The sequence below is a fragment of the Bdellovibrio bacteriovorus str. Tiberius genome, from assembly GCF_000317895.1.
Lineage (GTDB): Bacteria > Bdellovibrionota > Bdellovibrionia > Bdellovibrionales > Bdellovibrionaceae > Bdellovibrio > Bdellovibrio bacteriovorus_F.
Genome location: NC_019567.1, coordinates 1,732,939 through 1,754,820, shown reverse-complemented (window position 1 = coordinate 1,754,820; position 21,882 = coordinate 1,732,939). Strand labels below are relative to the sequence as shown.

Genomic DNA, 21,882 nt, shown 5'->3' with positions numbered 1-21,882 from the left:
CTGCCAATGCGAGGCAATCGCAAAGCAGGAGAGAGCATTTAATGACCTAGCCCAAAGGCGATAACCCCGCGAGGCTGCGCTTTGGATTCCATGAACCGAGCCAGAACCTCTGCCATCATCAGGTTCATGTGACCCGCCTCAAGTTCTGGAACATCGGCCACATAGAAGCGATTTTTAGATTGCACGATATAGGGCACGATTTCACGGGTGACGGAGTTTCGCGATTCAGCCAGCATGGAAAACTTGCTCATATCCGACGGCAAAAGCTCCACCTGTTCAGTCAGGGTCTTATTGGTTTTTTTAAAGAACCCGCCTTCGTAAAGAACCTCATCAAAAAAGCCCGTGAATTCCTGGCGCGCCATTCTTAGGAAGCGCAAACCCATTTCACTTTCCAAGCGTGGGCCCATCTGCCAGACATTATAACCAAACCACACAACGCTCCCCTTGGTGTTCATAAAGTCTTCAACAAACACCCGGGGAACGCGATGGTCGAAATGAGTTCCAACATAAATATTTTTATCACAGCGATGGACTTCCCCGCTTTGATAACTGCCAATCCCCGATGCGTGAACCGAGTAACCCACATACGGCGCCAAAAGCCCCCGCAACTGCTGGGCAAAAGCTTTCCCCGAGGCCAACTGGTCCCGGGACTCGGCATCAAAATAAATCTGAACGCAGTTTGCTTTCTCGGGCGTCGACAATCCGCGAAAAGCGGCGATGCCAAGACTGCCGATTACCACCAGCCCCAAGAGAACCACCAAGCCTCTTTGACGTCTCATTCTTCACCTACTTGAAAGGGATAACCAAGGCTAACGAGGTCTTTTTGAAAACTCGAGTTAAGTTGATGTAAAGATCGTCAGATTTAAATACTTTGAACCCCTGATAGAATAGCTGTTGTCCGCAAGCAAAGAGGGTTTTAAGCTGTGGGATATGACAAAGTTATTGATCACCGTTCTGTCAGTTTTGGGTGTTTCGACCTCTGCATTGGCCTTTGAATTGGCTCAAGGCTTAACCCCGCCGGGTCGTCAGCGTCCGACATTTAATTATCTGGGCTTTTTCTATGACAAGGCGGAATTCCCACAAGAGCGCGCCAACATGCGCTATCAACTGGTGGACTTAAGCTCTCCGGTTTACAAAACTGAAACTCAATCCGTGGGCTTAAGTTTTTCAGGAAGCCAGATGAGCGTGGACCCCGCACAGAACGGTCATTCCGAGCTATATGACATCAAGTTTGGCGCAAGCTACACGGAAGTGATCGGTGAAAAACGCATGTGGTCCGTGATGGTCAACTACGGTTCTGCCAGCGACAAACCCTTCTATGACCCGTCGGTTTCCACTTTAGGGGTGACGGCCTTTTACTCCTACCCGAGCGATGCCACCAGCAGCTGGCTGCTACTGGCCAACTATTCCAACAACCGCCCGATCCTGAACAACATTCCCCTGCCGGGTTTTGCGTGGTTCTATTACCCGTCCCGTGAATTGAATCTGGTGCTGGGCGCCCCATTTGCTTCGATCAACTGGCAGTTTGCCGACAAGTTCGGACTGACTTTCTTCACCTTGGTTCCCTGGGTGATCAAAAGCACGGTGTACTATAAACTGAACGACTTTGCGCAAGTGTATGCGGGAATGGACTTCAGTCAGGTAACTTATTTGCCATACGGTCGCGAAAACCGCGAAGATCGTTTGTTCTATGATGAAAAGAAATTCTTGATGGGTATCAAGTCGCCATTGTCCAAGTCCGTCTTTGCAGACTTTGAAGTGGGCCACGCCTTTGACAGAAGATTCTTCGTTGCTGAAAACTACGAACTGGATCCCGGCAACCAAGTCGATATCGGCAACGCCTACTACGCCAAACTAGCCCTGAAAATCGCCTTCCAATAAACAACGCAACGCTTATGCAAAAGTAAGCAGGTACCTTTTAGCCGAAGCGGCCTGTGATGTAGTTTTCTGTTCTTTGATCTTTTGGGTTGGTGAAGATCTGATCACTGGCGCCGAATTCGATCAGGTCGCCCAGATACATGAATGCGGTGAAGTCCGACACACGGGCTGCCTGGTGCAAGCTGTGGGTGACGATCGCGATTGTGACGTCTTTACGAAGCTCTTGAATCAGCTCTTCGATGTGACGAGTGGAGATTGGATCCAGGGCTGATGTAGGTTCATCCAGCAGCAGGATTTCAGGTTCGGTCGCCAGGGCGCGGGCGATGCACAGACGCTGCTGCTGGCCGCCGGAAAGCGCGGTCGCTGAAGAGTGCAAACGATCTTTGACTTCGTTCCAAAGGCTCGCCTGCTGCAGGGACTTTTCAACTTGTTCTTCGATGAAGCTTTTCTTTTTGACCCCGCGAACCGTCAGCCCGTAAGCGACGTTGTCATAGATGCTTTTTGGGAATGGATTTGGTTTTTGGAAAACCATTCCGATACGCATGCGCACTTCCATTGGGTCGATGTCTTTACCCAGGATGTTGCTTTGATTTGGATAAAGCAGAATCTCGCCCTGATACTGGGCATTGGCGTAAAGATCATGCATGCGGTTGAAACAACGAAGCAGCGTGGTCTTACCGCAACCGGAAGGACCAATCAAAGCAGTGACGCGGTTTTCATAAATCGGCAACGTGATGCCGTTCAGAACTTTTTTATCACCGTAAGAGAAAACCAGATTTTTAACTTCAGCGCGCAAATTCAACTGCATAAATTACCACTTCATCTTTTTACGGAAACGGGAGCGCAGGTAAATCGCCCCACCGTTCATAATCAAAGTCATCACAAGCAACACCACACCCGTGGCCGCCGCGTTCACGTGGAACTCGGGCTGAGGTCGTGACAACCAGTTAAACATCTGAATAGGCATCACGGTGAATGGATCCATGAGCCAGGTGAAATTCACATAAGGGAACTGCCCGTCAATCGGCGGCGTTGGCAAGAACGCGATAAACGTCAAAGCGCCAATCGTGATCAACGGTGCTGTTTCACCGATAGCACGGGACAGTGAGATAATCACACCCGTCAGAATACCACCGGAAGAATAAGGCAGAATATGATAGCGGATGGTCTGCCACTTGCTGGCCCCCATCGCGTAGCTCGCCTCACGGATGGTGTTCGGGATCGCACGGATGGCTTCACGTGTGGTCACGATGATGATTGGCAGAACCAACAACCCCAAAGTCAAACCGGCGGTCAGAATGCTCTGACCCAGTTTTAACTTGTATACAAACAGACCCAGCGCCATCAGACCGTAAGTGATCGATGGGATCCCCGCCAAGTTGATGATGTTCAATTCAATGATCTGCGACACCCAGTTTTTCTTGGAGTATTCTTCCAAGTACACACCAGCGGCCACCCCCAAAGGAATGGCACAAACCGCCGTGGTCACCATGATCAGGAAAGATCCCACCCATGCTGATAAGATCCCCGCTTTTTCAGCAAAGCGCGAAGGGAAGTTTACGAAGAATTCAGCATTGATGCGCGGAATCCCGGTCATCCCCAGATCCACAATCAGCGCCAGCAAAGTCACCAAAGCAAAAAGCAGTGACAACAAACCCATCAGGGCAAAAGCAAAATCCCACATCTGACGGCGCTTGATATTCGCCAAAAGTTCCTGACGTGAATCCATTTACTCTTTCTCCTGGAACTTTTTACGCAGCCACAGGCCCACGATATTGAAACACAAGGTCAGCACCAAAAGGCTCAACCCCGCCACGTAAATACTCTGATACCCGATCGAACCGTGAGGCAAATCCCCCAAACTGACCTGAACGATAAAGGCCGTGATGGTCGCCGCAGGTTCGGTGGGATTGATCGTCAGATTGGGCTGCATGCCCGCCGCGATCGCCACCACCATGGTTTCACCCAAAGCACGGGAGATGCCCAGAATGTAAGCAGAAGTGATCCCCGAAAACGCCGCCGGAATCACAACCCGGAAGGCCGTCTGCATGCGCGACGCCCCTACCGCAAACGAAGCTTCGCGCAGGTGATTAGGCACCGAGCGCATGGCATCTTCACTCAGACTGGACACATAAGGAACGATCATCACCCCGATTACGATTCCGGCACTGAGGACGTTGAAGCCCCCAAGGTTAGGAATGATCTTTTGCAAAAGAGGCGTCACAAACAACAAAGCAAAATAACCGTAAACAACTGTAGGTACAGCCGCGAGAAGTTCCAGGACAGGTTTTAAAATTTCACGCGCCGAAGGACGAACGTATTCACTTAAAAACGCTGCCGCCACTGTGCCTAGTGGTATTGCCACCGACAACGCGATCACCGTGGAAAGTAAAGTTCCACTGAGCAGAGGCAAAATACCATAGCGGGCATTTTCAAAAAGCGGTGTCCACTGCGTGTCTGTTAAGAAGTCTTTAAGGGGCACATGCGCAAAGAACGGCATGCTTTCCGTCACTAGGATACCGACGATGCCGATAGTGACCAGAACCGAGGAAGCCGCCGCCAGGAACAGGACCGTTTCAATGGCCCGCTCCCTTAAACGACGCATCCGCCGGACCGGGTGGTCGGCGGATGTGAATTCAGAAAGTTTTCTAAGTTGGCTTTTACTCACGTGGCTAAACTACAACGAACCTTCACGTTTCATCAACTCTTCAATTTTCAAACCCACTTCAGAGTGGCCGCCAAAGACGGTTCCAAGCTTGTTCTTTTTAACGTGGTCTTTAACCATGTCATAAGCCTTGGCTGGAAGTGGAACGTACTTCACCTGAGGAACGATTTCGAAGGACTTGCTGATGTAGAAGTTCACGAACTCTTTCACCTCAGCTTTGGCCATGGATTTTTCGCTAACGTAGATGAAGATTGGACGAGACAGTGGGAAGTAAGAACCGTTCTCAACCGTTTCGCGACCTGGAAGCACCGCTTCGTTTTTCTTAGGGGCTTTGTCGCCACCGACGATGGCTACGACTTTCAGCTTACCTTTGTTTTCTTCATAGTACGCCAGCGGAACATAGCCCAAAGCGTAAAGATCATTGGAAACACCTGTCACCAGAGTGTTGTCATCTTCAGAAGCTGTATAGTCACCGCGAGAAGACTTGGATTTACCAACAACTGCTTCCGTGAAGTAGTCAAAGGTACCGGAGTCAGAACCTGCACCGTACAATTTCAGTTTTTCTTTTGGCCAAGCTGGGTTTACGTCAGCCCAGGTGTTGATTTTACCCTGAGCGCCTGGTTCCCACATTTTTTTAAGTTCAGCCACGGTGATGGACTTCAACCATGTGTTTTTAGGGTTTACCACCACAGCAGTAGCGTCATAAGCGATTGGAAGTTCCAGGAATTTGATACCCGCTTTACGGCAAGTTTCGATTTCAGAGGCTTGAATTGGACGGGACGCATTTTGAACGTCTGTTTCACCACGGCAGAACTTTTTGAAGCCGCCACCTGTTCCGGAGATACCGACGGTCACGCGCACTTTACCACGTTGGGAAGACTGGAATTCTTCAGCCATTGCTTCGGTGATTGGGAATACGGTGGAGGAACCATCGATTTTGATAACTGGAGCTTGTGCGTGCGCCAAAGCCGCAGCAATAACAACAGACAAAGACACTACAAAGTTGGTCAACATAAAATCTCCCTATGGATTTATGGGACAAACTCTAGCACTATGATATTGCGCTGTATTGTTAAGGTTTTATTATGATTTTAGCCGTTTCGCGTTACCAAAAACCTAGGATAGACTAAATAAATCTATGATTACAGACCTTCTGAAAGACCAAAATACTCTGCTAGAGAAGATCAATAAAACGATCCCCAACAGCGTCTATATTTTCGACCTGAACGAGGTCAATATGGTGTGGTTCAACGACCGGGTGAAGGATCTGTATGGATACACCCTGGCCGAGCTTCGCGCCCTGGGCCCGGAATACTACGCCAGATCCATGCATCCAGACGACATCCCCGTTCTAAACGCCGCCATTGAAAAGTCCCGCACCCTGAAAGAGGGCGAGGTCATTTCCATCGAATACCGCTTTAAAGATCACAACGGGCAATATCACTGGATCAATGACCGCATCACACCTTTTTCCCGGGATGCAGATGGCAACGTCGCCACTATTTTGGGCATCGCCACCGATGTGGATGATCGCAAAAGCTATGAAGAGACTTTAAAAAAGACCATTGAAAAAATGAACCTGTCCCTTTCTGCCGCCAATATGGGAACCTGGGAATGGGATATCGAAAAAAACCGCCTGCAGTGGGACACGAAAATGTATGAAATGCATGACGTGCCGGTGCTGCCGGGCTTAAACCCGCTGGATGAAGTCTGGAAGCGCGCCATTCGCGAAGACATGGAAAGCGTCAATCGCCGCATTCAAGAGGCCGTTGAAAACCGCCAGGATTTCTATGTCACTTACCGGGTGACCCATTCCAATCAGCAGATCCATCACATCAAATGTTATGGCAAGTTCATGACCCAAAATGGCAACACCGTCAGCCCGCGCATGTACGGCGTCGCTTGGGATTCCACTGAAGAATTCCAGACAGAACGCGAAATGGCTGAAAACAAAGCCAAGCTGATTTCCTCCACCAAGATGGCCGCTCTGGGCGAGATGTCCGGCGGTATCGCGCATGAAATCAACAATCCCCTCACCGTCATCCAGGCCCGCGCCTTTCAGCTGCAGCAGATGGTGGACTCTGGCAAAATGGATCCGGCAAAAATCAAGCAGGCCGCTGAAAGCATCAGCCGTACCGCAGACAAGATTGCCCGTATCATCAAGTCCCTGCGCTCTTTCGCCCGCGAAGGCACTTACGATCCGTTTGAAGTCATTCCGTTAAAACAAATCATCGAAGAGACTTTGGAATTCTGCCGCACCAGATTTTACAATCATGGCGTGGAGGTCGAAGTCGGCGAAATCGGCCCGGAACTGGAAGTGGAATGCCGCCTGATTCAGATCGAACAGGTGTTGTTGAATCTGTTGAATAACTCTTTTGATGCCATCAGTGATTTACAGGAAAAATGGATTCGCATCAAAGTTGTCGAGCAGGTCGACAGCATCGAAATCCACGTGATTGATTCCGGCAACGGAATCCCGGAAAAAATCGCCGAACAGATCATGCTGCCCTTCTTCACCACCAAGGAAGTCGGCAAAGGCACGGGCTTGGGCCTAAGTATTTCTGCGGGTATTATGAAAAGCCACAAAGGCGAATTAATCCTGGATCGTCAGGCGCCGAACACGACATTTGTGGTGCGTCTGCCGCGCTGGCAGGAAGAAGAAGCTCTTAGCTATTGACAGCGGGAGCACACGCCAAAGAAATCCAAGCGGTGGGCCACTTGTTTGTACCCCATCGCCTCGACCATCTTGATATGCTGATCCAGATCACAGATATGCAAAGGTTCCACGCGCTGGCAGTGACGACAGATCACGTGGTGGTGATGGTGGCCTGACTCCAAAGTCAGTTCAAAGCGCGCAACGCCGTCCCCGAATTCCAGACGGGAAACCAAGCCGCCTTCCTCAAATTTTTTCAGGATGCGATAGATTGTCACCAGATCCATGCCGTCGGATTTGTCGTCGATCTTTTTAAAGATCTCGTCAGCGGAAATAGGCTCGGGATGATGCAAAAGGATCTTCAGCAATTGACCGCGCTGCTGGGTCAGTTTCATCCCCGCTTTGCGCACTCTCTCGTTCAGAGAGTCGATATCAATGTTCTTCCGATCATGGCTGCACTTTGTCATACCCTAGGAGATACACCAAATGCCCGGCAAAATCCACTTTCCGGGCAGGAAAAATCACTTTCGGCGCTCTTCCAGGGCGTTTAAGCCGTAATAGGTATAGCTCAAAGCCGATATAATGGGGACGAAGAAGAAAGCCAGGGGAATATATGAGAGGAGTCCTAATAAAAGCCCCATCAGGTACAGGGAGCCGGATTCTTCCGATTCGATGCTTTTACGCTCTTCCTTGGAGGCATAATCCTGAAGAACGTCATACAAAAAGACCTTTTTGTTCAGCCACGCCGTCAGCACCAGCGGCACGACCAGCTGACACCCCGGTATCAGCCACAACGGCAAAGTCATCATAAAGGCCACCACAAACAAGATCGTGGCTTTGACCGTATTCCAAACACTGCCAGCAATGGTTCCGCCCCGGCGCTTTTCAAGAGTGCGAAAATCCTGATCCCCCACCCATTTCAGCACGATGGGCATCACAAACACCGATACAATCAAGACCGATATCACATAGGCCAGCGGAATAAAGACCATCACCAGGAAAATCATTGCCAGCCATAGTCCCAAATCGGTCAAACCCGTGGTTTGTTGCACCCACTGAAAGCCCCACAGATTGCCAATGACGCCGGCAATTCCCACGGTCCATGCACTCCAGTAAACGATGAACAAAACCAGCAGCACAAGGACCGTCGCCACCGGAGGTCCCAGAATCAAAAGAAACATCCGCAATCGCAAGAGAGATTCAAAAGCCTGTTTCAGAGCGCGAAAAATGTTTTTCATATTCTGATTTTTTCTCTTTCCGATGCCACTGGCAAGTGCTTCAATAGAGCCACTATGCGAAAAACCATTCATCTCTTCCGTCATGGACTCACCGACTGGAACTCGCAGCTTCGCCTGCAGGGACACACAGATATTCCTTTGAACGACGAAGGCCGTCAGCAGGCCTTGAGTCTGCAACTGTTCTTCCGCGACAATCCGGTTGAATTCTTTGTCAGCAGTGATTTGCAGCGTGCCCAGCAGACTGCCCATATTGCCAATCATCACCTGTCCAAGCCCCTGCTGCTTCAAGCTGGATTTCGTGAAGTCAATATGGGGAAAATCGAAGGCATGACCCGTGAAGCGGTGGCGCAGGAATATGGCCCCCACGCTTGGGAAAAATGGATTTCAGTAGATCGCCAGCATTTTGATTTTGCATTCCCGGACGCGGAAAACACCTGGGCCACAGTAGAGCGCTTTGCCGCCGCATTGACGGACTTGTGTGAACAGCATGACTTTGACAGCATCGGTCTTTGCACTCATGGACTGGCGATGCGCCGGTTCCTGCATTCTTTGCGACCGGACATCACCGAAAGCCTGCCCACCCCGAACTGCGTGGTGTACACAGTCGAGTGGGACACCGAACAGAAAAAATTCTATTTCATTTCATAGCGGGTCAGATCCAGAAATCCGAAATTCACTGGATCTGATTTTCTCATGGCGCTGTGCATATCATCATAGAAAGACCAGAACTTGGCATTGCTGCGGCGAAGGCCGTAGCGGGTGACCAGGTTCTGATAATCTTCCGGACTTTTCATCCCACGCACTTGAATCGCAAACGCCGCCAGCTCATTTTCCTTCACGTTAAAGATCATATTCGGATAAGAGCCCCACACCCCTTCACGCACTGTCAGCGTGTCGTTTTTAGGGTCCATACGCAAAGATTCACCCAGAATCCACGAGATGTTTTCATGCTCTTTGTTGTGAATGAGCGAGTATATTTTCAAACCCTTGGCTGTTTTGATATTCAGAAGTGCCAGATCCGGGAAGAACTGCGAAAACGGCAGGGATGCTTCCGCTTTCACGGCCGCGATCTTGCGAAGCTCTTTATCCAGCCCCTGCACTTTCCATTGACCCTGCATGCTGTCGGGGACTTCCAGATTCTTCCAATTGATAAAGTCCCAGGCGCCCCGCACGGATTCGTTCTGATGGAAGAACAGCACCTTTTGCACGAACTGCTTTTTCGTGTGGTTGTCTTCGTTGAATTTAATGCCTGTGGGCTCGGCAGAGCCCACCGTTGGGAAGACATAGGCCATCTTTGCCTGAGCCAGCAACCCACGATACCACGCACGACGATAGCTTAAGCGTTCTTCCGATGGCAGGAAGGTCAGGAACAGCTCTTCAGCCTCCATGCGGATCATGTCCATGTAAACTCGGGTCAGCAACTGGTGCGACACATTGCCAAAGACATCAAAGTTCACCACCAGATTGTAAACCAGTCGTTCAAACAATGGGTAATCCAGCATAAAGACGGTCTTGGACAGATCCCCCACCGCCCCTTTCATCACCACCGCATTGTCATCGTGGCGAAGCACGGTCAGTGTGGCATTGGGATTAAAGCCCCCGCCGTCCCAGACATCTTTCAGCGCGTAACCGTCCGGACGAAGCTTTGCCATTTCATCCGTGCGAAGCTTGCGGTACTTTTCCCGATGGTCGACCAGCTTTTTATAAAACAGCGGTGTTTCTTTCACATCCACATCACTGCCCCACACGCCCGGCATCATCAGAAGATTCGCCGCTTTGTCGGCGTATTTTTCAGACAGCACCATGTTGTCCGACGAAGGATTCAGGAAGAATACATAGAACTGTTCCTGAATGGAGTTCACGGCCATGCTGCCGTTGCACACCGGGCCCTTGATGAAAGTACTTACCTGATACTGGGCATCGTCCAGCAGGAACTGATAACGGGCCTTCACGGGAATATCCTTGAAGGCCACAAACGGATTTTCCGCCACGCCGGGATCATAGCTTGGCAGAGCAGAAACTTTCCAGGCTTCGGCCAGGAAGAGTTCTTTGTAGCGGGCTAGCTTTGCCGGGCTCCATTGGTATGGGATGTGGGTCTTTTTCACGACCGTGCCCGGGAACTTTTTCAGGCAGTACCAGAACTTTGCTGTCCCGGGATTGTCATTGGGACGACGGGTGGCGATTTCTTGAACCCCCAGCGCGCAGGTCTGCTTGGAACGCACCAGTCTGAAAAATTCTTCAGACTTTTCCGGAAAATAAATATGCGCCAGGAAAAGATGTTCGTAAAGATAGCGACTGACCAGCTTCTGGCGAAGTGTTTCCTGATTCAGGAATTCCTCCCATTCACGCACCTGGCTTTGCAATTCAGCAGAAGGTGTATTCTGGCTTTTCAATTCTTCCGCATTCGGCCCCGGACTGCCCGCTTTCACCCAGCCCTTCAGGGTTGCAAGCTCAGCCGCGTTCAGGGCCGGGAAACCGTAAGGCATCCCCAGCTCTGGCGAGTTTTTAGCCAAAAGCTGATAGTCGGCCATGGTCTGTGCGCAGACTTGAGATTCAGATACCTGCTTGGTGACTTTTGCATTTTTCGCTGTGGCGCGTAGCTGGGTGATCTGGAAAAACAGGTTTTGGTCAGGATCTTTGCTGGTGCTGACCTCATAGAATCCGCGTTTACGCCACTCGTCCGCATGGGCATCAATCCAAATACGTGAGGGCTCGACACTTTTTAAACGAGTCCCGTCATAGACATTTAATTTGTTCGCGCCCCTCTGAAACCCCTCGAAATTCTGCAAATTCAGCTGGCAGGGAGCATTAAAACAGCTGTGGCAGGCCAGACAGCGATTGTCAAAAAGCGGTTGGATTTTGCGCGAATAGAGAGTTGCTTCAGCTATGGCGCCAGATGGCGCCTGCGCTCTGCCGGCCGGGGCCGAGGCACTGCCGGCTATGGCCGAAAAACAAATTACCAGCATCAGAATGAATTGCATAAAACGGGACTCCCTGTGTATTCTGCAAATATAAAACTCTTTCTTGATTAAAGGAAAGATAAAGACGAGGTCGCTTATGCAAAAAATTCCGTTCCAAACAGTGCAAAATTCCATCGATAAAATCTGCAGCATCACGGAAGAAAGCGACCTGGAAAAAGCGTCCCAGCACCTTTTTGAGGTTCAACCGGATCTGGCGGGCTTCTTTATGGAGTTCATTGAAGACATGAGCGAAGGCGCTCAGGATCTGGGCTTCATGATGGCATTGATTCTGAACCGTTCTTTTGAAGAACAATACAAAAATCTTCGCGCCATGAACGAAGATGAAGTTGTTGAGCGTTTTGAAAAGAACGAAGCTGAATTCGAAAAATATCTGCAAATCAACGATGACATGATCGCAGACCTTCAGGACAAAGCTGCTCAAGCAGGTCAGCCTGAAATTCTGAACTACATCATCGAAGAGCTGTTCATGTCCCCGGAACTGGAACCGGCTTTGGAAGCCAATGAGCAGGTTCACCTGTTTATCGTGTGCAAGTTCTTCGTGGACTGCCTGAATGATCTGGCGAATGAAACTGCGCCGGAAATGATCCGCCACTAAGGCTGTCATTGTCTTTGAATTCCCAAGGCGTCTCACTCTGAGACGCCTTTTTTTTGGCTTGCGGCTTGCATTCTTAAGCTGCATGAAGTTCCTCTTCCCGCTGCTATTTGTTTTCAGCTTGTGGAGCCTGCCTATTCAGGCTGGCGGTGCCCCTTTGTGCGCCGACGTATTCCAATTTCAGGCCTTCCAAAATCAGGCACCCGCAGAAGTCATCTGGGGCACCCTGCGAGCCGATTTCAAACACCACACCCGCTACACCGTGGACCTGAAACAAAGCACGCAAATCAAAAATCAGTGCAACCTTGGCACCTGTCACCTGCACTCGTGGATGTCACATCTGGAACGCGGCTACGAACAAAAAACCGGACAATCCCTGACCCTTTCAAACGAATACCTAAGTGCCCGCCACTGGCTGGAGCGCAGCCTGCTGCGCCTGGAAAAACCATCCAAAGAAGTCGAAGTCAAACTGGGAGCCGGCCCGTTGTTTTCGCGCGAAAGCATTCTGGAATACGGTCTTATACCGGAAGGCGCCTGGAAACCAAAATCCGATTTCATGCTAAACCCTCAGGCCAAGAAAATGTCTGAATTCATTGAAAACATTCTGGTGCGCACTCAGTGGCAGGCAGAAAAAACCGCCGAGGGTCCGGCCCGCGAAGCGGTTCTGGAACAAGGACGAAATCAAATCAAAGATCTATTCCGCCAAATGGTGGGCGAAGTGCCGGCTCAATTTGAATTCCAGGGACAGACATGGACACCGAAAGACTTTGCCAAAGCATATTTTGAATCCTTTGAAGGCCCGATGACCCAAATGGCGATTCACAATGATCGCAAGGCTGCGACCAAGTTTGAAAAAACACCTCAAGGACGCAAACTCATCACCTCGCTCGACAAGGTCGAAGATACCGCGCGCCGGATGCTGGATAAAGGCGAAGCCGTGTATCTGTCCTATGATCACCACGCTGAATACGTGGATGCTTCCAGCGGCATCATGTCCATTCGCGCCTTCCATATCCCCACCTATGCCCGTCCGGCCACGCGCCAGATGCGTGAGGCTTTTGACACAAACAGCGGTGGCCATGCCGTTCAGATCGTGGGCTATGAACTGGATCCGCGCACCGGGCGCGTGGTGAAATGGAAGATCCGCAACAGCTGGGGCACCAAAAAAGGTGATGAAGGCCATTATCACATGTACGACGATTACTTCCGCGCGTTTGCAAAATCCATCACGGTGCCCTCGGCATTCCTGCCATTCATTCCAATGTAATTTACCAAAGGCCTAACGGCAGTTTGATTTTCCGGCCCTTCAAGGTTGCGATGAAGGGATGCAGGAGGAATCATCATGTCGCCATCAACCGACCTGACCAAGACATTGTTAAGCACCCTTTTTATGGGACTGCTGGCGGTGATCTCGCTGTGGGTGCTGCTGCCTTTTTTACCAGCGATGATCTGGGCTGCGATGATCGTCATTGCCACCTGGTCCACAATGCTGAAACTGCAAACCCGATTCAACAACAAACGATTCCCGGCCGTGCTGACGATGGCGCTGCTGATGACCGCCATCGTGATCGTTCCTCTGGCGGCGGCCCTTTTCTCATTGCTCACCAACCGTCATGTGATTGTGTCAGGCCTGCAGGATCTGGCAAACACGCAGCTGCCTCCGGCTCCGGAATGGCTTGAAAAACTGCCCTTGGGTGGAGCCCGCCTTGCGGCCCGCTGGAATGAACTGGCGGCCACCGCCCCTCAAGAGCTGATCGAAAGAGCACGGCCCTATATTCATCAGGGTTTTGAATGGATTGTCGGCAGCGTTGGCAGTATCACCATGCTGGTGGTCCACTGCATTCTGACTATCATCGTCGCCTCAATATTTTATTCCAACGGAGAAAAGATCGCCCAATCCTGCCGTACATTCATACGCCGACTTGCCGGATTGCGCGGCGAAGAAGCCTTGAGGCTGGCCACCCAATCAGTGAAAGCCGTGGCCATGGGTATTATCGGCACCGCCCTGATTCAGACCGCCCTTGGTGGCCTGGGGGCATGGCTTGCCGGAGTTCCCAAGCCTGGACTGCTGACCGCCGTGATTCTGATTTTCTGTGTGATACAACTTGGGCCGTTGCTGCCTTTGCTGGGCGCAGTGGCGTGGCTTTATTCGCAAGATCACAACACCGCAGGAACAATTCTGCTGGGCTGGGCGGTGGCGGTGGGATTGATGGATGGTTTTGTCCGCCCGATTCTGATCAAACGCGGGGCTGACCTGCCGGCTGCGGTGATCACTGTGGGTGTGCTGGGTGGAATGATTTCTTTTGGTATCGTGGGCCTTTTCATTGGGCCCGTCATTCTGGCTGTCACCTTGCGTCTTTTAAGTGCGTGGATGACAGAAGAAACCGAACCCACTGTTTTCAAGCGAGTCATCGACAAACCTGTCGAATCACCACCGCCGCCGGAGATCAATCACTGATCTCCAACAGCGAGGCCTGTTCGGTTTACAGTCGAGCGGACATCTGAGAAGGCTTCACCCGCACGGTCATGCCCGCCATCCCCCGGCAGTGTTCGGCACACTTGCGGCAGATATCAGAGCATTTGATGACAATCGAGTCTTCCGGAAACTTTTCACACTCCAAAGCCGTGCGACTGCAGATCTGGAAGCACAGTTCCGCCGCTTGCGGGGCAAAATCAGCTTCCGCCATCTCCATCCGCGCGTGCAGATCACAGGTGTCTGCGCAAAGCTGCAACAACGACGTCAGTTCAGTTTGCGCAAAACGCATTCCCTGCTCTTGCACGTGATTGAGCGTCTCCAAACACACACGGTACGTTGTAAAGCAAAAGTTGATACACTTCGCCGTATCACTGTCCTGCAAAGGATTCATTCTCATAAAGCCCTCCTAGGCTCGTGGGTTCTTTTTGGATGAAGACACGTTCTGAGACTCACGGCTTTCGGATTCTTCCTCGCGGTGATCGGCAGAGTGATCCATCTGTTTGCTGCGACTGCGCTGGTGCTGAGCTTTTAAGGCCCCGTCGAAGCGCTTGCTTGTTTGACTAAAACCTTTGTTTTTATGATGACCAGACATGCTAGCCTCCTTGTTGCAAAAGGTCCTTTCTAGGATAGCAAAGTCATATGTCATGGGCGCAATTCATCCCGAAAATACCCGTAGAATTGATAAGAATCAGAACTCCCCATGCCAGCTGACATCATGAAAAAAGTGTACCCTTAAAGGACAAACCCATCTTTGTCCGGTTGCATGGTGGACAAAAATAACCTTGTCCAACAATCTTCCAATCCACGCTCAATTCCCGTTGAATCCTCGCGGAAACTGATGGAATCAAGACCCATCAAACAAACCAAAAGGAGAACTTATGAAAAACGTATTCGCAATGATCGCTCTGTTGATTTCCGCTTCTGCGGCATCTGCTCACACTGCTGACACTTCATGGGAAGTGCTGATGGCGGACACCAACCTGAAAATCGACGCTCCCGTCGTGTTCATGGGTCACGCTGTTGATTACACTTTCGTGTGCGCTGATGGCCAAATGCTAAGAACTAAAAAAGCAGTTGCTCAAAGAGAAACCATTTTCATTGGCAAAAACCGTTCTAAAGAAGTCATCACTGGCTACAAATACCTGTACACTCCAATCAAATACACTCGCACGGTTTCTGACTGCAAATACATCGGCAAAAACCGCGAAGTTTGCACAGACAAAGTTGTTTCCGGCACTTATCCACTGACTGTAAATGTGAAAGTTTCCAAAAAAATGAGCTCTCGCAATGACACCTACAAATTCTTGTTCAACAAGGCTTTGACAGTTCCTTCCTGCCACTAGTCTGCATTTTTCACCCGAGGCTTGCGCGACGAGCCTCGGGATTCACACAGGAGCCTTGCCAAACCTCCAAGGGGACACTACGCCATCAGAAAACAAGCGAGGTTGCGTATGCAGGACTCCACCACGATTCAGGAACAAGTCAGTCGGGATATTGGCCGGTTTTTGCAACGTCATAAAGACCCCCGCAAGGGACTGATGCAACTGTCTGCCAAGACCCGAATTCACACCAAAACTTTAAAGCGCCTGGTCCAAAAAGAACACAATCCCACCTATCAGACATTGTACAAGCTGTACTCCTGCCTGACCGGGACCGCGGACCTGGGACAGATGCTGAATTCGGCTCCGGCCTTGATTCAGGAAAAACTAAAACGCACCGATCCCCAGCTTAAGTCGTCTCCCCTGCACAGGTACAACGTCAATGTCGAGCAGGAGCTGATCAAAGACCCTTGCTTTGCCGAACTCTATGTTCTGGCGGACACACGTCCTTTTGATAGGGGATTCGTCAGAACCCGGTTCGGTGAATACGGAATGGAAATCCTGGAAAAAATGAAGCAGATGAACGTGCTACGCCAACTGGAAAACGGCCGGTACGCCCTGGGCACCAACCGTTCCACCTTTTCAGCAGAGGCCATCAAATCCGTGGGCCTGCGACTTACGGAAAAGTACTCAAAACCCGCACGCACCGACGAAAACTATGCCAACTATATGAACTTATTCTTTGAATCCATCAATGAAACCACCTATCGCAGGTGGCTGGACATCGATGTGCAGGCCTTTCAGGACAAAATGCGCCTGTTAGAAGACCCCTCGTCACGCGGCCCCTTGCCGATATTTATGTTCAATGTGATCGACACGCTTCAGGAGCCTACATGAGATACTTTATCAGTCTTATTCTAGTGATCATTCTGGCCGCTTCACAAGGCTTTGCCCGTGGAGGAGGCGCTGCCGGTGGTTCTGGGAATTCATCCCCAAAAAACGGCAGCAACAAATAACTAGAAGCCGGCTTTATTCAGATTCAGGAAATCGATGTCCGGCATCGGAGTGTCCAACAATAGATACTCAATCAGATCATCCATGGGGATCTCTGTGGTCACCGACAAGGACATCTTCTTGCTCAGATAGCTGCCCTGAAGGGTGTAAGATCCTTCAGCGACTTTTAGAACCTCGAGGTCAATCCAGTATCCGTTCATATAGCCTTTGAAGTGATAGCCCTTTTCTCGTGGCAGAATATACAGGTCGGCCAGGTCATTTTTAAAGAACCCTGTTGCCCGGCCCGGACGATTCACCGTCGGAACATCAAACCGCAAAGACGGACGATGATTTTTGTAAACACCTGAAAAACGAAGCGTGCCGTTGTTGGTGTGCTCGATGGAAACTTCAACTTTTTTACCATCCAGCTGGCCAAACAAACGAGTCAGACCTTCGGTGTAACGAATTTCCAGATTGGTTTTTTCATCCGCGCTGGTCACCTGGGATTCAATATTGGACCATTTGTCGACTTCAAGGTTTTTATACTGAGAACCGGATTGCATGTGCCAGCTTTGGTGGCGATCCTGTTGCGTGATCTGCCACTGAATGGCGTCCGCACCCCACGAGCCTTCGACATTCATTTGGGCCGCTCCGGCACCGAAAGAAAACAAAGTTACAGCCAACAATCCCAGAATATTTACCATGACGTACTCCTTCGAAAGGATTCGAGACTAGTGCAATTGCCGCCTTGGTCAACGCAAAGAACCCGAAACTTTTTCGAATGCAAAGCAATTGAAAAAGTGGAAATTAGCAGAACAAAACTTCACAGGATGCCGCCAGGCTCCACTTTGAAATGTCTGGACAAGATGCTTCTCTATCGCCCTTTCGGGGCAGACATTTTCACTCTGAAAAATCATTCTCATGTTTTCCAAATTTCACCTTTTGAGGTTCCCTCTTCTTACCCCCATCACAGGGCCGGGTTTCATTCTTAGGTTGGTAATTCGTCAAATAAATATTTAAAAATTTTAACTGCCAAACCGACAAGTTTCGCATGTTTAGAACTACTGCATTCACGTTGCCCGTTTTGTTGTTTTCGGTTTTGGCGCAGGCTGCTCCGAATACTTTGACCTATCAGGGTCGCATTCTTAAATCCGATGGAGCCCCGCTGGAATACAACAACGTCAGCTTCCTGTTTGAAATCAAATCCGAAGACGGCCTGTGCGTGTACTATCGCGAACAGAAAAACGGCGTGAACATGATGAACTCTAAAGGGGTCTTTGATGTGCCACTGGGAACTGGCACCAAGCTGTTCCCCACTTCCGGCAGCGTGGGCTTGAAAGAGGTCTTTGATAACTCCACCACTTTGGATTGCGCCGATGCTGGTAACAACGTGGCCAGCCAAAAAGGTCCTGTCGCGGACCAATCCCGCCGCCTGAGTGTGCAATTCCATGACGGCACCGGCTGGATGCAAATCAGTCCGGACAATGAAATCCGCTCTGTGCCTTATGCGCATTTTGCTTCGTCAGCTTTGAAACTGGGAAATTATTCGGCCACGGATTTTGTTCGTACCAATACACTTCCCGGGGCGGCTTGTACGGCAGGACAGGTGGTCTTCTTTGACGGCACGAACTTCACTTGTGTCACCGATGCCGGCGGAACTGGCGTGGTTTCAGATGTGCTTGCTGGTACCGGCGTTTCGGTCGTCGGGACCACCACAAAAACCGTGGCGGTGAACTATGGTACAACTGCGGGAACGGCGGCCCAGGGCAATGACTCGAGAATCACCGGTGCATTCCAAAGCAGTACTGCTTTGGGTGGGGATCTTTCCGGAACTCTTCCCAATCCCACTGTGGCGAAAGTTCAGGGCGTGGCTGTTGCCACGACGACTCCGCTAGATGGTCAGGTGTATCGATTTAATTCAGGCAGCCTTGAACCGGTTTATTTCGGCGTGGATGATTTGAAAACTTCCTCAGGCCTTACCCAGTTTGCAACGTCGTGCATGGCTTCTCAGACCCTGACCTGGTCAGCCGTTACCGATGCCTCTACCTGCTCTAACATTTCGGGTCTTGATGCCGCGGCAATCACTGGCGGAACGATTGATGCCGCTCGCCTGCCGGCCATGACGCCGACATTCCCGCTGCAAGGGACCAACGGCACGAATTCCGCCCCAACTTATTCTTTCTCGGGCGACAGCACGACTGGCATATACCGCCCCGGAGCAAGCCAGCTTGCATTCAGTGTTCTGGGAACTCAACGTCTGCGCATTACCGACGCTTCCTTCTATCTTGGCAACATGGGCTCTGCAGGAACAAACCCGGCTTCATTCAGTTTTGACTCTCGCTTCATTGGAAGTGGCGGAACTGTCGGCACGGGAAGATTCCTGGTAACGGCCAGTCATAAATTATCCTCTGCCGGCAGTCAGACCATGCCCGCCATTGGCGTCAGACACAACATTGACGGGACTAAGGCCACCAGCGGATCCATGGGTGGAATCAACTCGGAGGTCATAATCAGCAACTCTGGCGGGCTTTCAGCCACAGGATACGGCGTGCGCGGGGGAATTGCTTTAAGTACACCTGAAAGCACGCCCGCCGCCGCCATCACTGGACTGCAGACGGGCCTTTGGGGGCAAATCTCAGTTCGGGGTGTGGCAAGTCTTCCCGTTATGGAAAAGGTCAATGCGATCACTTCAGAATTCATGCTTCAAGGAACCGCTGCCGGAGGAACCTCTATCACCACGGCCCACGGGCTTGAGATGATTGCGGTCACGGCCACCAATGACTCGATCACCAACTACACCGGCATCATGATTCGCAACCCCACTGGTACGGGAACGATCACGAACAAGTGGGCTCTGTTAACAGAACCTGACTCGGGCTCGGTCGGCATTGGAGTTTTAAATCCAGCCTATATGTTGCATGTGAATGGAACTGCCGGGGGCACTTCCTGGGCCAATACTTCCGATCGTCGTTTCAAACGCAATATCGCAACCATTGATTCAAGCCTTGAAAAAGTGCTGCAACTGCGTGGTGTGACCTATGACTGGAGAACCGATGAGTTCCCGCAAAAGAATTTTGAAAAAGGTCCGCAAGTGGGTTTGATCGCACAAGAAGTTCAAACTGTGTTCCCGGATGTGGTCACGAAAGACAATGATGGGTTCCTGGCTGTTCAGTATGCCAACCTTGTGGCACCTTTGATTGAAGCTGTTAAAGAGTTCCACGCAAAATGGAATACTGAAAACGAAGCTTTGAAAGCAGAGAATGCAATTTTGAAGCAGCAGATTCAATCCCTGCAAAAGTGGGCTTGCCAGCAGGACTCAACGGCAGAATTCTGCCGCTAACCGAACATCCTCAACGCATTCCGCCGCCGTAGCGGAGGCGGAATGCGTCAGTCACATATGAAAGGACAAAGGGCCTGAGTTATCAAAAACCAATGATTGTTTATTATTCTTCGTTACAATATTTTCCACGGAGGATAAATGAAACACCTTATTGCAGCCCTTGTTCTTACCACTTCAGTCAATGCCCTTGCACAGGAAACACCGGCACAAGCTTCTGTATCCCAGGATTCCCATCAGGACCTGAGAAAGCGCACGCACGGTATGACCTGGGAAATGACCAGCTCTAATACAAAGCTTAAAAATAAAGATACCAACACGGAATCAGAAACCACATCTACAGAGTCCAAATTTGGATATCTGTACAACTTCGGCAGATTTGAATTGGGTGGCGCATTTACATCTTCTACTGACAAAAACGAAGATACAGGCGACAAAACGACCGCGGGTACCTTTGAGTTGATCGGTCATATTAACATTCTGAAGAATGAACCAGGCGAAGACCTGGTACCTTACGCGGCTCTCAGTCTTGGAAGCGTGGTTATGGAATCTGACACGCTGGATGCCAAAGGCAGCACGGCAAGTCTGGGTTTCGGTTTGAAGTGGTTCCCACTTTCCGAAATCTTTGCTTTGAAGGCGGAACTCGGCGCTGGATCCGCGTCTATTAAAGACGACAACACGGACATTGAGCTGGAAGTCAAAGCGACCTACTTCAACATCGGTTGGGCTTTTTACTTCTAATAATTTGAGATCTCGATCAAATTCATATCGGGACCACCAGAATTACCTGGCACATCCCTTAGAAAAGAAAAAAGCCACCTTTCGAGGTGGCTTTTTATTTATTTGAAAATCTGGCGGACTCTGCGGATGTCGAGGATCAGATCCTCTACCGCTTCATTGATGCCCTCAAGCTTGTGGTACACTTGAGTCATGTCCTTTTCTTTTCTGACGTGAGCTTTCAGCTCCTTCATTGCATTTCTTGCGCCCTCGATGGAGAAGCGGTCGCGATGCAAAAGCTTTCTGATCAGCAGCGCATTTTCCACGTCTTTACGAGTGTACATACGCTGGTTGTTAGAGGCTTTTTTCGGACGAAGAACTTCAAACTCTGTTTCCCAATAGCGCAAAACATATTGTTTGATGCCCAGGATTTCAGCCACGTCGCCGATTTTGAAACCCATTTTGTCCGGGATCGCATTGATTTCTTCCAAGAGTTTCTCATCACACAGCATCGCCGGGATGGAGATCGGAGTCGTCGCCGTCACCGGGACAGACGTCGCTTTTTCAGTCTCTTCGACAAAATCAATATGATGATCCCCTAGCGACAGCTCGGAGCTGTCAGCCTCAAGGGACGGATTACTCATTGTCGTCGTAGTCATCATCATCGTCCTCATCTTTTAAGTGAGCGTACTCTTCACCGTTCAACATCGCCTTCAAAACCTGAGACGGACGGAAAGTAAGAACACGGCGTGCAGAGATCTTGATCTGCTCACCCGTCTGCGGGTTGCGACCAATACGCTCGTTCTTGCCACGAACAACGAAATTACCGAAACCAGAAATCTTAACCTTTTCGCCATCTTGAAGAACAGTCTTCAAGGTGTCGAAAACAAGTTCCACCAATTCAGAAGCTTCTTTTTTGGAGAAACCGATCTTCTGATATACGTTCTCGACGATATCGGCCTTAGTCACAGTTGATTTACCTAAGTTCTGGCCTGCCATAATAGTCATTCACTCCATTAAAATTCTTCAAGTG

24 protein-coding genes are annotated in these 21,882 nt (G+C 50.4%); 11 read left to right on the top strand and 13 right to left on the bottom strand.

Annotated features, from left to right (window positions below; translation table 11 throughout):
* Positions 1-38 precede the first annotated feature (38 nt).
* Positions 39-779, bottom strand: coding sequence for a hypothetical protein (locus BDT_RS08320; protein ID WP_041577426.1), 741 nt, complete (start codon positions 777-779; stop codon positions 39-41).
* Positions 780-930: 151 nt separating this feature from the next.
* Between BDT_RS08320 and BDT_RS08315 the strand changes: the two genes are divergently transcribed.
* The gene (locus BDT_RS08315; RefSeq protein ID WP_148278773.1) at positions 931-1,881 is read left to right on the top strand and encodes a hypothetical protein; all 951 of its coding nucleotides are present in this window, start codon (positions 931-933) and stop codon (positions 1,879-1,881) included.
* 37 nt (positions 1,882-1,918) lie between these two features.
* On the opposite strand, the gene pstB is transcribed toward BDT_RS08315, so the two are convergent.
* From pstB to BDT_RS08295, 4 genes are all read right to left on the bottom strand, one after another.
* Complete coding sequence (gene pstB, locus BDT_RS08310; protein WP_011164136.1) at positions 1,919-2,686, bottom strand: phosphate ABC transporter ATP-binding protein PstB; 768 nt, start codon at positions 2,684-2,686, stop codon at positions 1,919-1,921.
* 3 nt (positions 2,687-2,689) lie between these two features.
* Positions 2,690-3,607, bottom strand: coding sequence for a phosphate ABC transporter permease PstA (gene pstA / locus BDT_RS08305; RefSeq protein WP_015090795.1), 918 nt, complete (start codon positions 3,605-3,607; stop codon positions 2,690-2,692).
* Positions 3,608-4,483 (bottom strand): phosphate ABC transporter permease subunit PstC, encoded by an 876-nt coding sequence (gene pstC, locus BDT_RS08300; protein WP_015090794.1) that lies wholly within the window; start codon positions 4,481-4,483, stop codon positions 3,608-3,610.
* A gap of 72 nt (positions 4,484-4,555) precedes the next feature.
* Positions 4,556-5,557: a PstS family phosphate ABC transporter substrate-binding protein gene (locus BDT_RS08295; RefSeq protein WP_015090793.1), complete on the bottom strand. Its 1,002-nt coding sequence runs from the start codon at positions 5,555-5,557 to the stop codon at positions 4,556-4,558.
* 124 nt (positions 5,558-5,681) lie between these two features.
* On the opposite strand from BDT_RS08295, the gene BDT_RS08290 reads away from it, so the two are divergent.
* Entirely contained in the window at positions 5,682-7,220 is a 1,539-nt protein-coding gene (locus tag BDT_RS08290) for a PAS domain-containing protein (RefSeq protein ID WP_015090792.1), read from the top strand.
* Here the strand turns inward: BDT_RS08290 and BDT_RS08285 are convergent.
* Both BDT_RS08285 and BDT_RS08280 read right to left on the bottom strand, forming a co-directional pair.
* Positions 7,214-7,663: a Fur family transcriptional regulator gene (locus BDT_RS08285; RefSeq protein ID WP_041577422.1), complete on the bottom strand. Its 450-nt coding sequence runs from the start codon at positions 7,661-7,663 to the stop codon at positions 7,214-7,216. The genes BDT_RS08290 and BDT_RS08285 overlap by 7 nt on opposite strands.
* 54 nt (positions 7,664-7,717) lie before the next feature.
* A complete protein-coding gene (locus BDT_RS08280) occupies positions 7,718-8,434 on the bottom strand; it encodes an EI24 domain-containing protein (RefSeq protein ID WP_235046316.1) in 717 nt (238 codons plus the stop codon).
* 54 nt (positions 8,435-8,488) lie between these two features.
* On the opposite strand from BDT_RS08280, the gene BDT_RS19205 reads away from it, so the two are divergent.
* A complete protein-coding gene (locus BDT_RS19205; protein ID WP_148278771.1) occupies positions 8,489-9,082 on the top strand; it encodes a histidine phosphatase family protein in 594 nt (197 codons plus the stop codon).
* Here BDT_RS19205 and BDT_RS08270 read toward each other — a convergent pair.
* On the bottom strand, positions 9,067-11,415 hold the full coding sequence (locus BDT_RS08270; protein WP_080602365.1) for a fatty acid cis/trans isomerase: 2,349 nt from the start codon (positions 11,413-11,415) through the stop codon (positions 9,067-9,069). The two genes, BDT_RS19205 and BDT_RS08270, sit on opposite strands and share 16 nt — an antisense overlap.
* A gap of 76 nt (positions 11,416-11,491) precedes the next feature.
* Between BDT_RS08270 and BDT_RS08265 the strand changes: the two genes are divergently transcribed.
* The 3 genes from BDT_RS08265 (at position 11,492) to ydiK (ending at position 14,465) form a co-directional block, all read left to right on the top strand.
* Complete coding sequence (locus BDT_RS08265; RefSeq protein WP_015090786.1) at positions 11,492-12,010, top strand: hypothetical protein; 519 nt, start codon at positions 11,492-11,494, stop codon at positions 12,008-12,010.
* Positions 12,011-12,092: 82 nt separating this feature from the next.
* Positions 12,093-13,274, top strand: coding sequence for a C1 family peptidase (locus BDT_RS08260; protein WP_041577420.1), 1,182 nt, complete (start codon positions 12,093-12,095; stop codon positions 13,272-13,274).
* Between the two features lie 75 nt (positions 13,275-13,349).
* Entirely contained in the window at positions 13,350-14,465 is a 1,116-nt protein-coding gene (gene ydiK / locus BDT_RS08255; RefSeq protein ID WP_041577418.1) for an AI-2E family transporter YdiK, read from the top strand.
* Positions 14,466-14,490: 25 nt separating this feature from the next.
* Here ydiK and BDT_RS08250 read toward each other — a convergent pair whose 3' ends face one another.
* Both BDT_RS08250 and BDT_RS08245 read right to left on the bottom strand, forming a co-directional pair.
* The gene (locus BDT_RS08250; protein ID WP_080602364.1) at positions 14,491-14,880 is read right to left on the bottom strand and encodes a four-helix bundle copper-binding protein; all 390 of its coding nucleotides are present in this window, start codon (positions 14,878-14,880) and stop codon (positions 14,491-14,493) included.
* 9 nt (positions 14,881-14,889) lie between these two features.
* The gene (locus BDT_RS08245) at positions 14,890-15,075 is read right to left on the bottom strand and encodes a hypothetical protein (protein ID WP_015090781.1); all 186 of its coding nucleotides are present in this window, start codon (positions 15,073-15,075) and stop codon (positions 14,890-14,892) included.
* 286 nt (positions 15,076-15,361) lie between these two features.
* Here BDT_RS08245 and BDT_RS08240 point away from each other — a divergent pair, with 286 nt between their 5' ends.
* From BDT_RS08240 to BDT_RS19480, 3 genes are all read left to right on the top strand, one after another.
* Positions 15,362-15,826 carry a hypothetical protein gene (locus tag BDT_RS08240; protein ID WP_015090780.1) on the top strand — a complete coding sequence of 155 codons (465 nt, stop codon included), beginning with the start codon at positions 15,362-15,364 and terminating at the stop codon, positions 15,824-15,826.
* 108 nt (positions 15,827-15,934) lie between these two features.
* The gene (locus BDT_RS08235; protein WP_015090779.1) at positions 15,935-16,699 is read left to right on the top strand and encodes a hypothetical protein; all 765 of its coding nucleotides are present in this window, start codon (positions 15,935-15,937) and stop codon (positions 16,697-16,699) included.
* Complete coding sequence (locus BDT_RS19480) at positions 16,696-16,818, top strand: hypothetical protein (RefSeq protein ID WP_268742071.1); 123 nt, start codon at positions 16,696-16,698, stop codon at positions 16,816-16,818. Before BDT_RS08235 ends, BDT_RS19480 begins: the two co-directional genes overlap by 4 nt.
* On the opposite strand, the gene BDT_RS08230 is transcribed toward BDT_RS19480, so the two are convergent.
* Positions 16,819-17,499, bottom strand: coding sequence for a hypothetical protein (locus BDT_RS08230; protein ID WP_015090777.1), 681 nt, complete (start codon positions 17,497-17,499; stop codon positions 16,819-16,821).
* A gap of 347 nt (positions 17,500-17,846) precedes the next feature.
* Here BDT_RS08230 and BDT_RS08225 point away from each other — a divergent pair, with 347 nt between their 5' ends.
* Both BDT_RS08225 and BDT_RS08220 read left to right on the top strand, forming a co-directional pair.
* Complete coding sequence (locus BDT_RS08225; protein ID WP_235046315.1) at positions 17,847-20,135, top strand: tail fiber domain-containing protein; 2,289 nt, start codon at positions 17,847-17,849, stop codon at positions 20,133-20,135.
* A 138-nt stretch (positions 20,136-20,273) separates the two neighbouring features.
* Positions 20,274-20,873, top strand: a complete 600-nt coding sequence (locus tag BDT_RS08220) for a hypothetical protein (protein WP_015090775.1) — start codon at positions 20,274-20,276, stop codon at positions 20,871-20,873.
* Between the two features lie 98 nt (positions 20,874-20,971).
* Here BDT_RS08220 and BDT_RS08215 read toward each other — a convergent pair whose 3' ends face one another.
* Positions 20,972-21,514 (bottom strand): MerR family transcriptional regulator, encoded by a 543-nt coding sequence (locus BDT_RS08215; RefSeq protein ID WP_235046314.1) that lies wholly within the window; start codon positions 21,512-21,514, stop codon positions 20,972-20,974.
* On the bottom strand, positions 21,486-21,818 hold the full coding sequence (locus BDT_RS08210) for an integration host factor subunit alpha (RefSeq protein WP_038451770.1): 333 nt from the start codon (positions 21,816-21,818) through the stop codon (positions 21,486-21,488). The genes BDT_RS08215 and BDT_RS08210 overlap by 29 nt, the downstream gene beginning before the upstream one ends.
* Positions 21,819-21,882 lie beyond the last annotated feature (64 nt).

Excerpts from the sequence above, each read along its gene's own strand:
- BDT_RS08320 (WP_041577426.1), bottom strand. The coding sequence starts at position 779 with ATGAGACGTCAAAGAGGCTTGGTGGTTCTCTTGGGGCTGGTGGTAATC.
- BDT_RS08315 (WP_148278773.1), top strand. The coding sequence starts at position 931 with ATGACAAAGTTATTGATCACCGTTCTGTCAGTTTTGGGTGTTTCGACC.
- pstB (WP_011164136.1), bottom strand. The coding sequence starts at position 2,686 with ATGCAGTTGAATTTGCGCGCTGAAGTTAAAAATCTGGTTTTCTCTTAC.
- pstA (WP_015090795.1), bottom strand. The coding sequence starts at position 3,607 with ATGGATTCACGTCAGGAACTTTTGGCGAATATCAAGCGCCGTCAGATG.
- pstC (WP_015090794.1), bottom strand. The coding sequence starts at position 4,483 with ATGCGTCGTTTAAGGGAGCGGGCCATTGAAACGGTCCTGTTCCTGGCG.
- BDT_RS08295 (WP_015090793.1), bottom strand. The coding sequence starts at position 5,557 with ATGTTGACCAACTTTGTAGTGTCTTTGTCTGTTGTTATTGCTGCGGCT.
- BDT_RS08290 (WP_015090792.1), top strand. The coding sequence starts at position 5,682 with ATGATTACAGACCTTCTGAAAGACCAAAATACTCTGCTAGAGAAGATC.
- BDT_RS08285 (WP_041577422.1), bottom strand. The coding sequence starts at position 7,663 with ATGACAAAGTGCAGCCATGATCGGAAGAACATTGATATCGACTCTCTG.
- BDT_RS08280 (WP_235046316.1), bottom strand. The coding sequence starts at position 8,434 with ATGAAAAACATTTTTCGCGCTCTGAAACAGGCTTTTGAATCTCTCTTG.
- BDT_RS19205 (WP_148278771.1), top strand. The coding sequence starts at position 8,489 with ATGCGAAAAACCATTCATCTCTTCCGTCATGGACTCACCGACTGGAAC.
- BDT_RS08270 (WP_080602365.1), bottom strand. The coding sequence starts at position 11,415 with ATGCAATTCATTCTGATGCTGGTAATTTGTTTTTCGGCCATAGCCGGC.
- BDT_RS08265 (WP_015090786.1), top strand. The coding sequence starts at position 11,492 with ATGCAAAAAATTCCGTTCCAAACAGTGCAAAATTCCATCGATAAAATC.
- BDT_RS08260 (WP_041577420.1), top strand. The coding sequence starts at position 12,093 with ATGAAGTTCCTCTTCCCGCTGCTATTTGTTTTCAGCTTGTGGAGCCTG.
- ydiK (WP_041577418.1), top strand. The coding sequence starts at position 13,350 with ATGTCGCCATCAACCGACCTGACCAAGACATTGTTAAGCACCCTTTTT.
- BDT_RS08250 (WP_080602364.1), bottom strand. The coding sequence starts at position 14,880 with ATGAGAATGAATCCTTTGCAGGACAGTGATACGGCGAAGTGTATCAAC.
- BDT_RS08245 (WP_015090781.1), bottom strand. The coding sequence starts at position 15,075 with ATGTCTGGTCATCATAAAAACAAAGGTTTTAGTCAAACAAGCAAGCGC.
- BDT_RS08240 (WP_015090780.1), top strand. The coding sequence starts at position 15,362 with ATGAAAAACGTATTCGCAATGATCGCTCTGTTGATTTCCGCTTCTGCG.
- BDT_RS08235 (WP_015090779.1), top strand. The coding sequence starts at position 15,935 with ATGCAGGACTCCACCACGATTCAGGAACAAGTCAGTCGGGATATTGGC.
- BDT_RS19480 (WP_268742071.1), top strand. The coding sequence starts at position 16,696 with ATGAGATACTTTATCAGTCTTATTCTAGTGATCATTCTGGCCGCTTCA.
- BDT_RS08230 (WP_015090777.1), bottom strand. The coding sequence starts at position 17,499 with ATGGTAAATATTCTGGGATTGTTGGCTGTAACTTTGTTTTCTTTCGGT.
- BDT_RS08225 (WP_235046315.1), top strand. The coding sequence starts at position 17,847 with ATGTTTAGAACTACTGCATTCACGTTGCCCGTTTTGTTGTTTTCGGTT.
- BDT_RS08220 (WP_015090775.1), top strand. The coding sequence starts at position 20,274 with ATGAAACACCTTATTGCAGCCCTTGTTCTTACCACTTCAGTCAATGCC.
- BDT_RS08215 (WP_235046314.1), bottom strand. The coding sequence starts at position 21,514 with ATGATGATGACTACGACGACAATGAGTAATCCGTCCCTTGAGGCTGAC.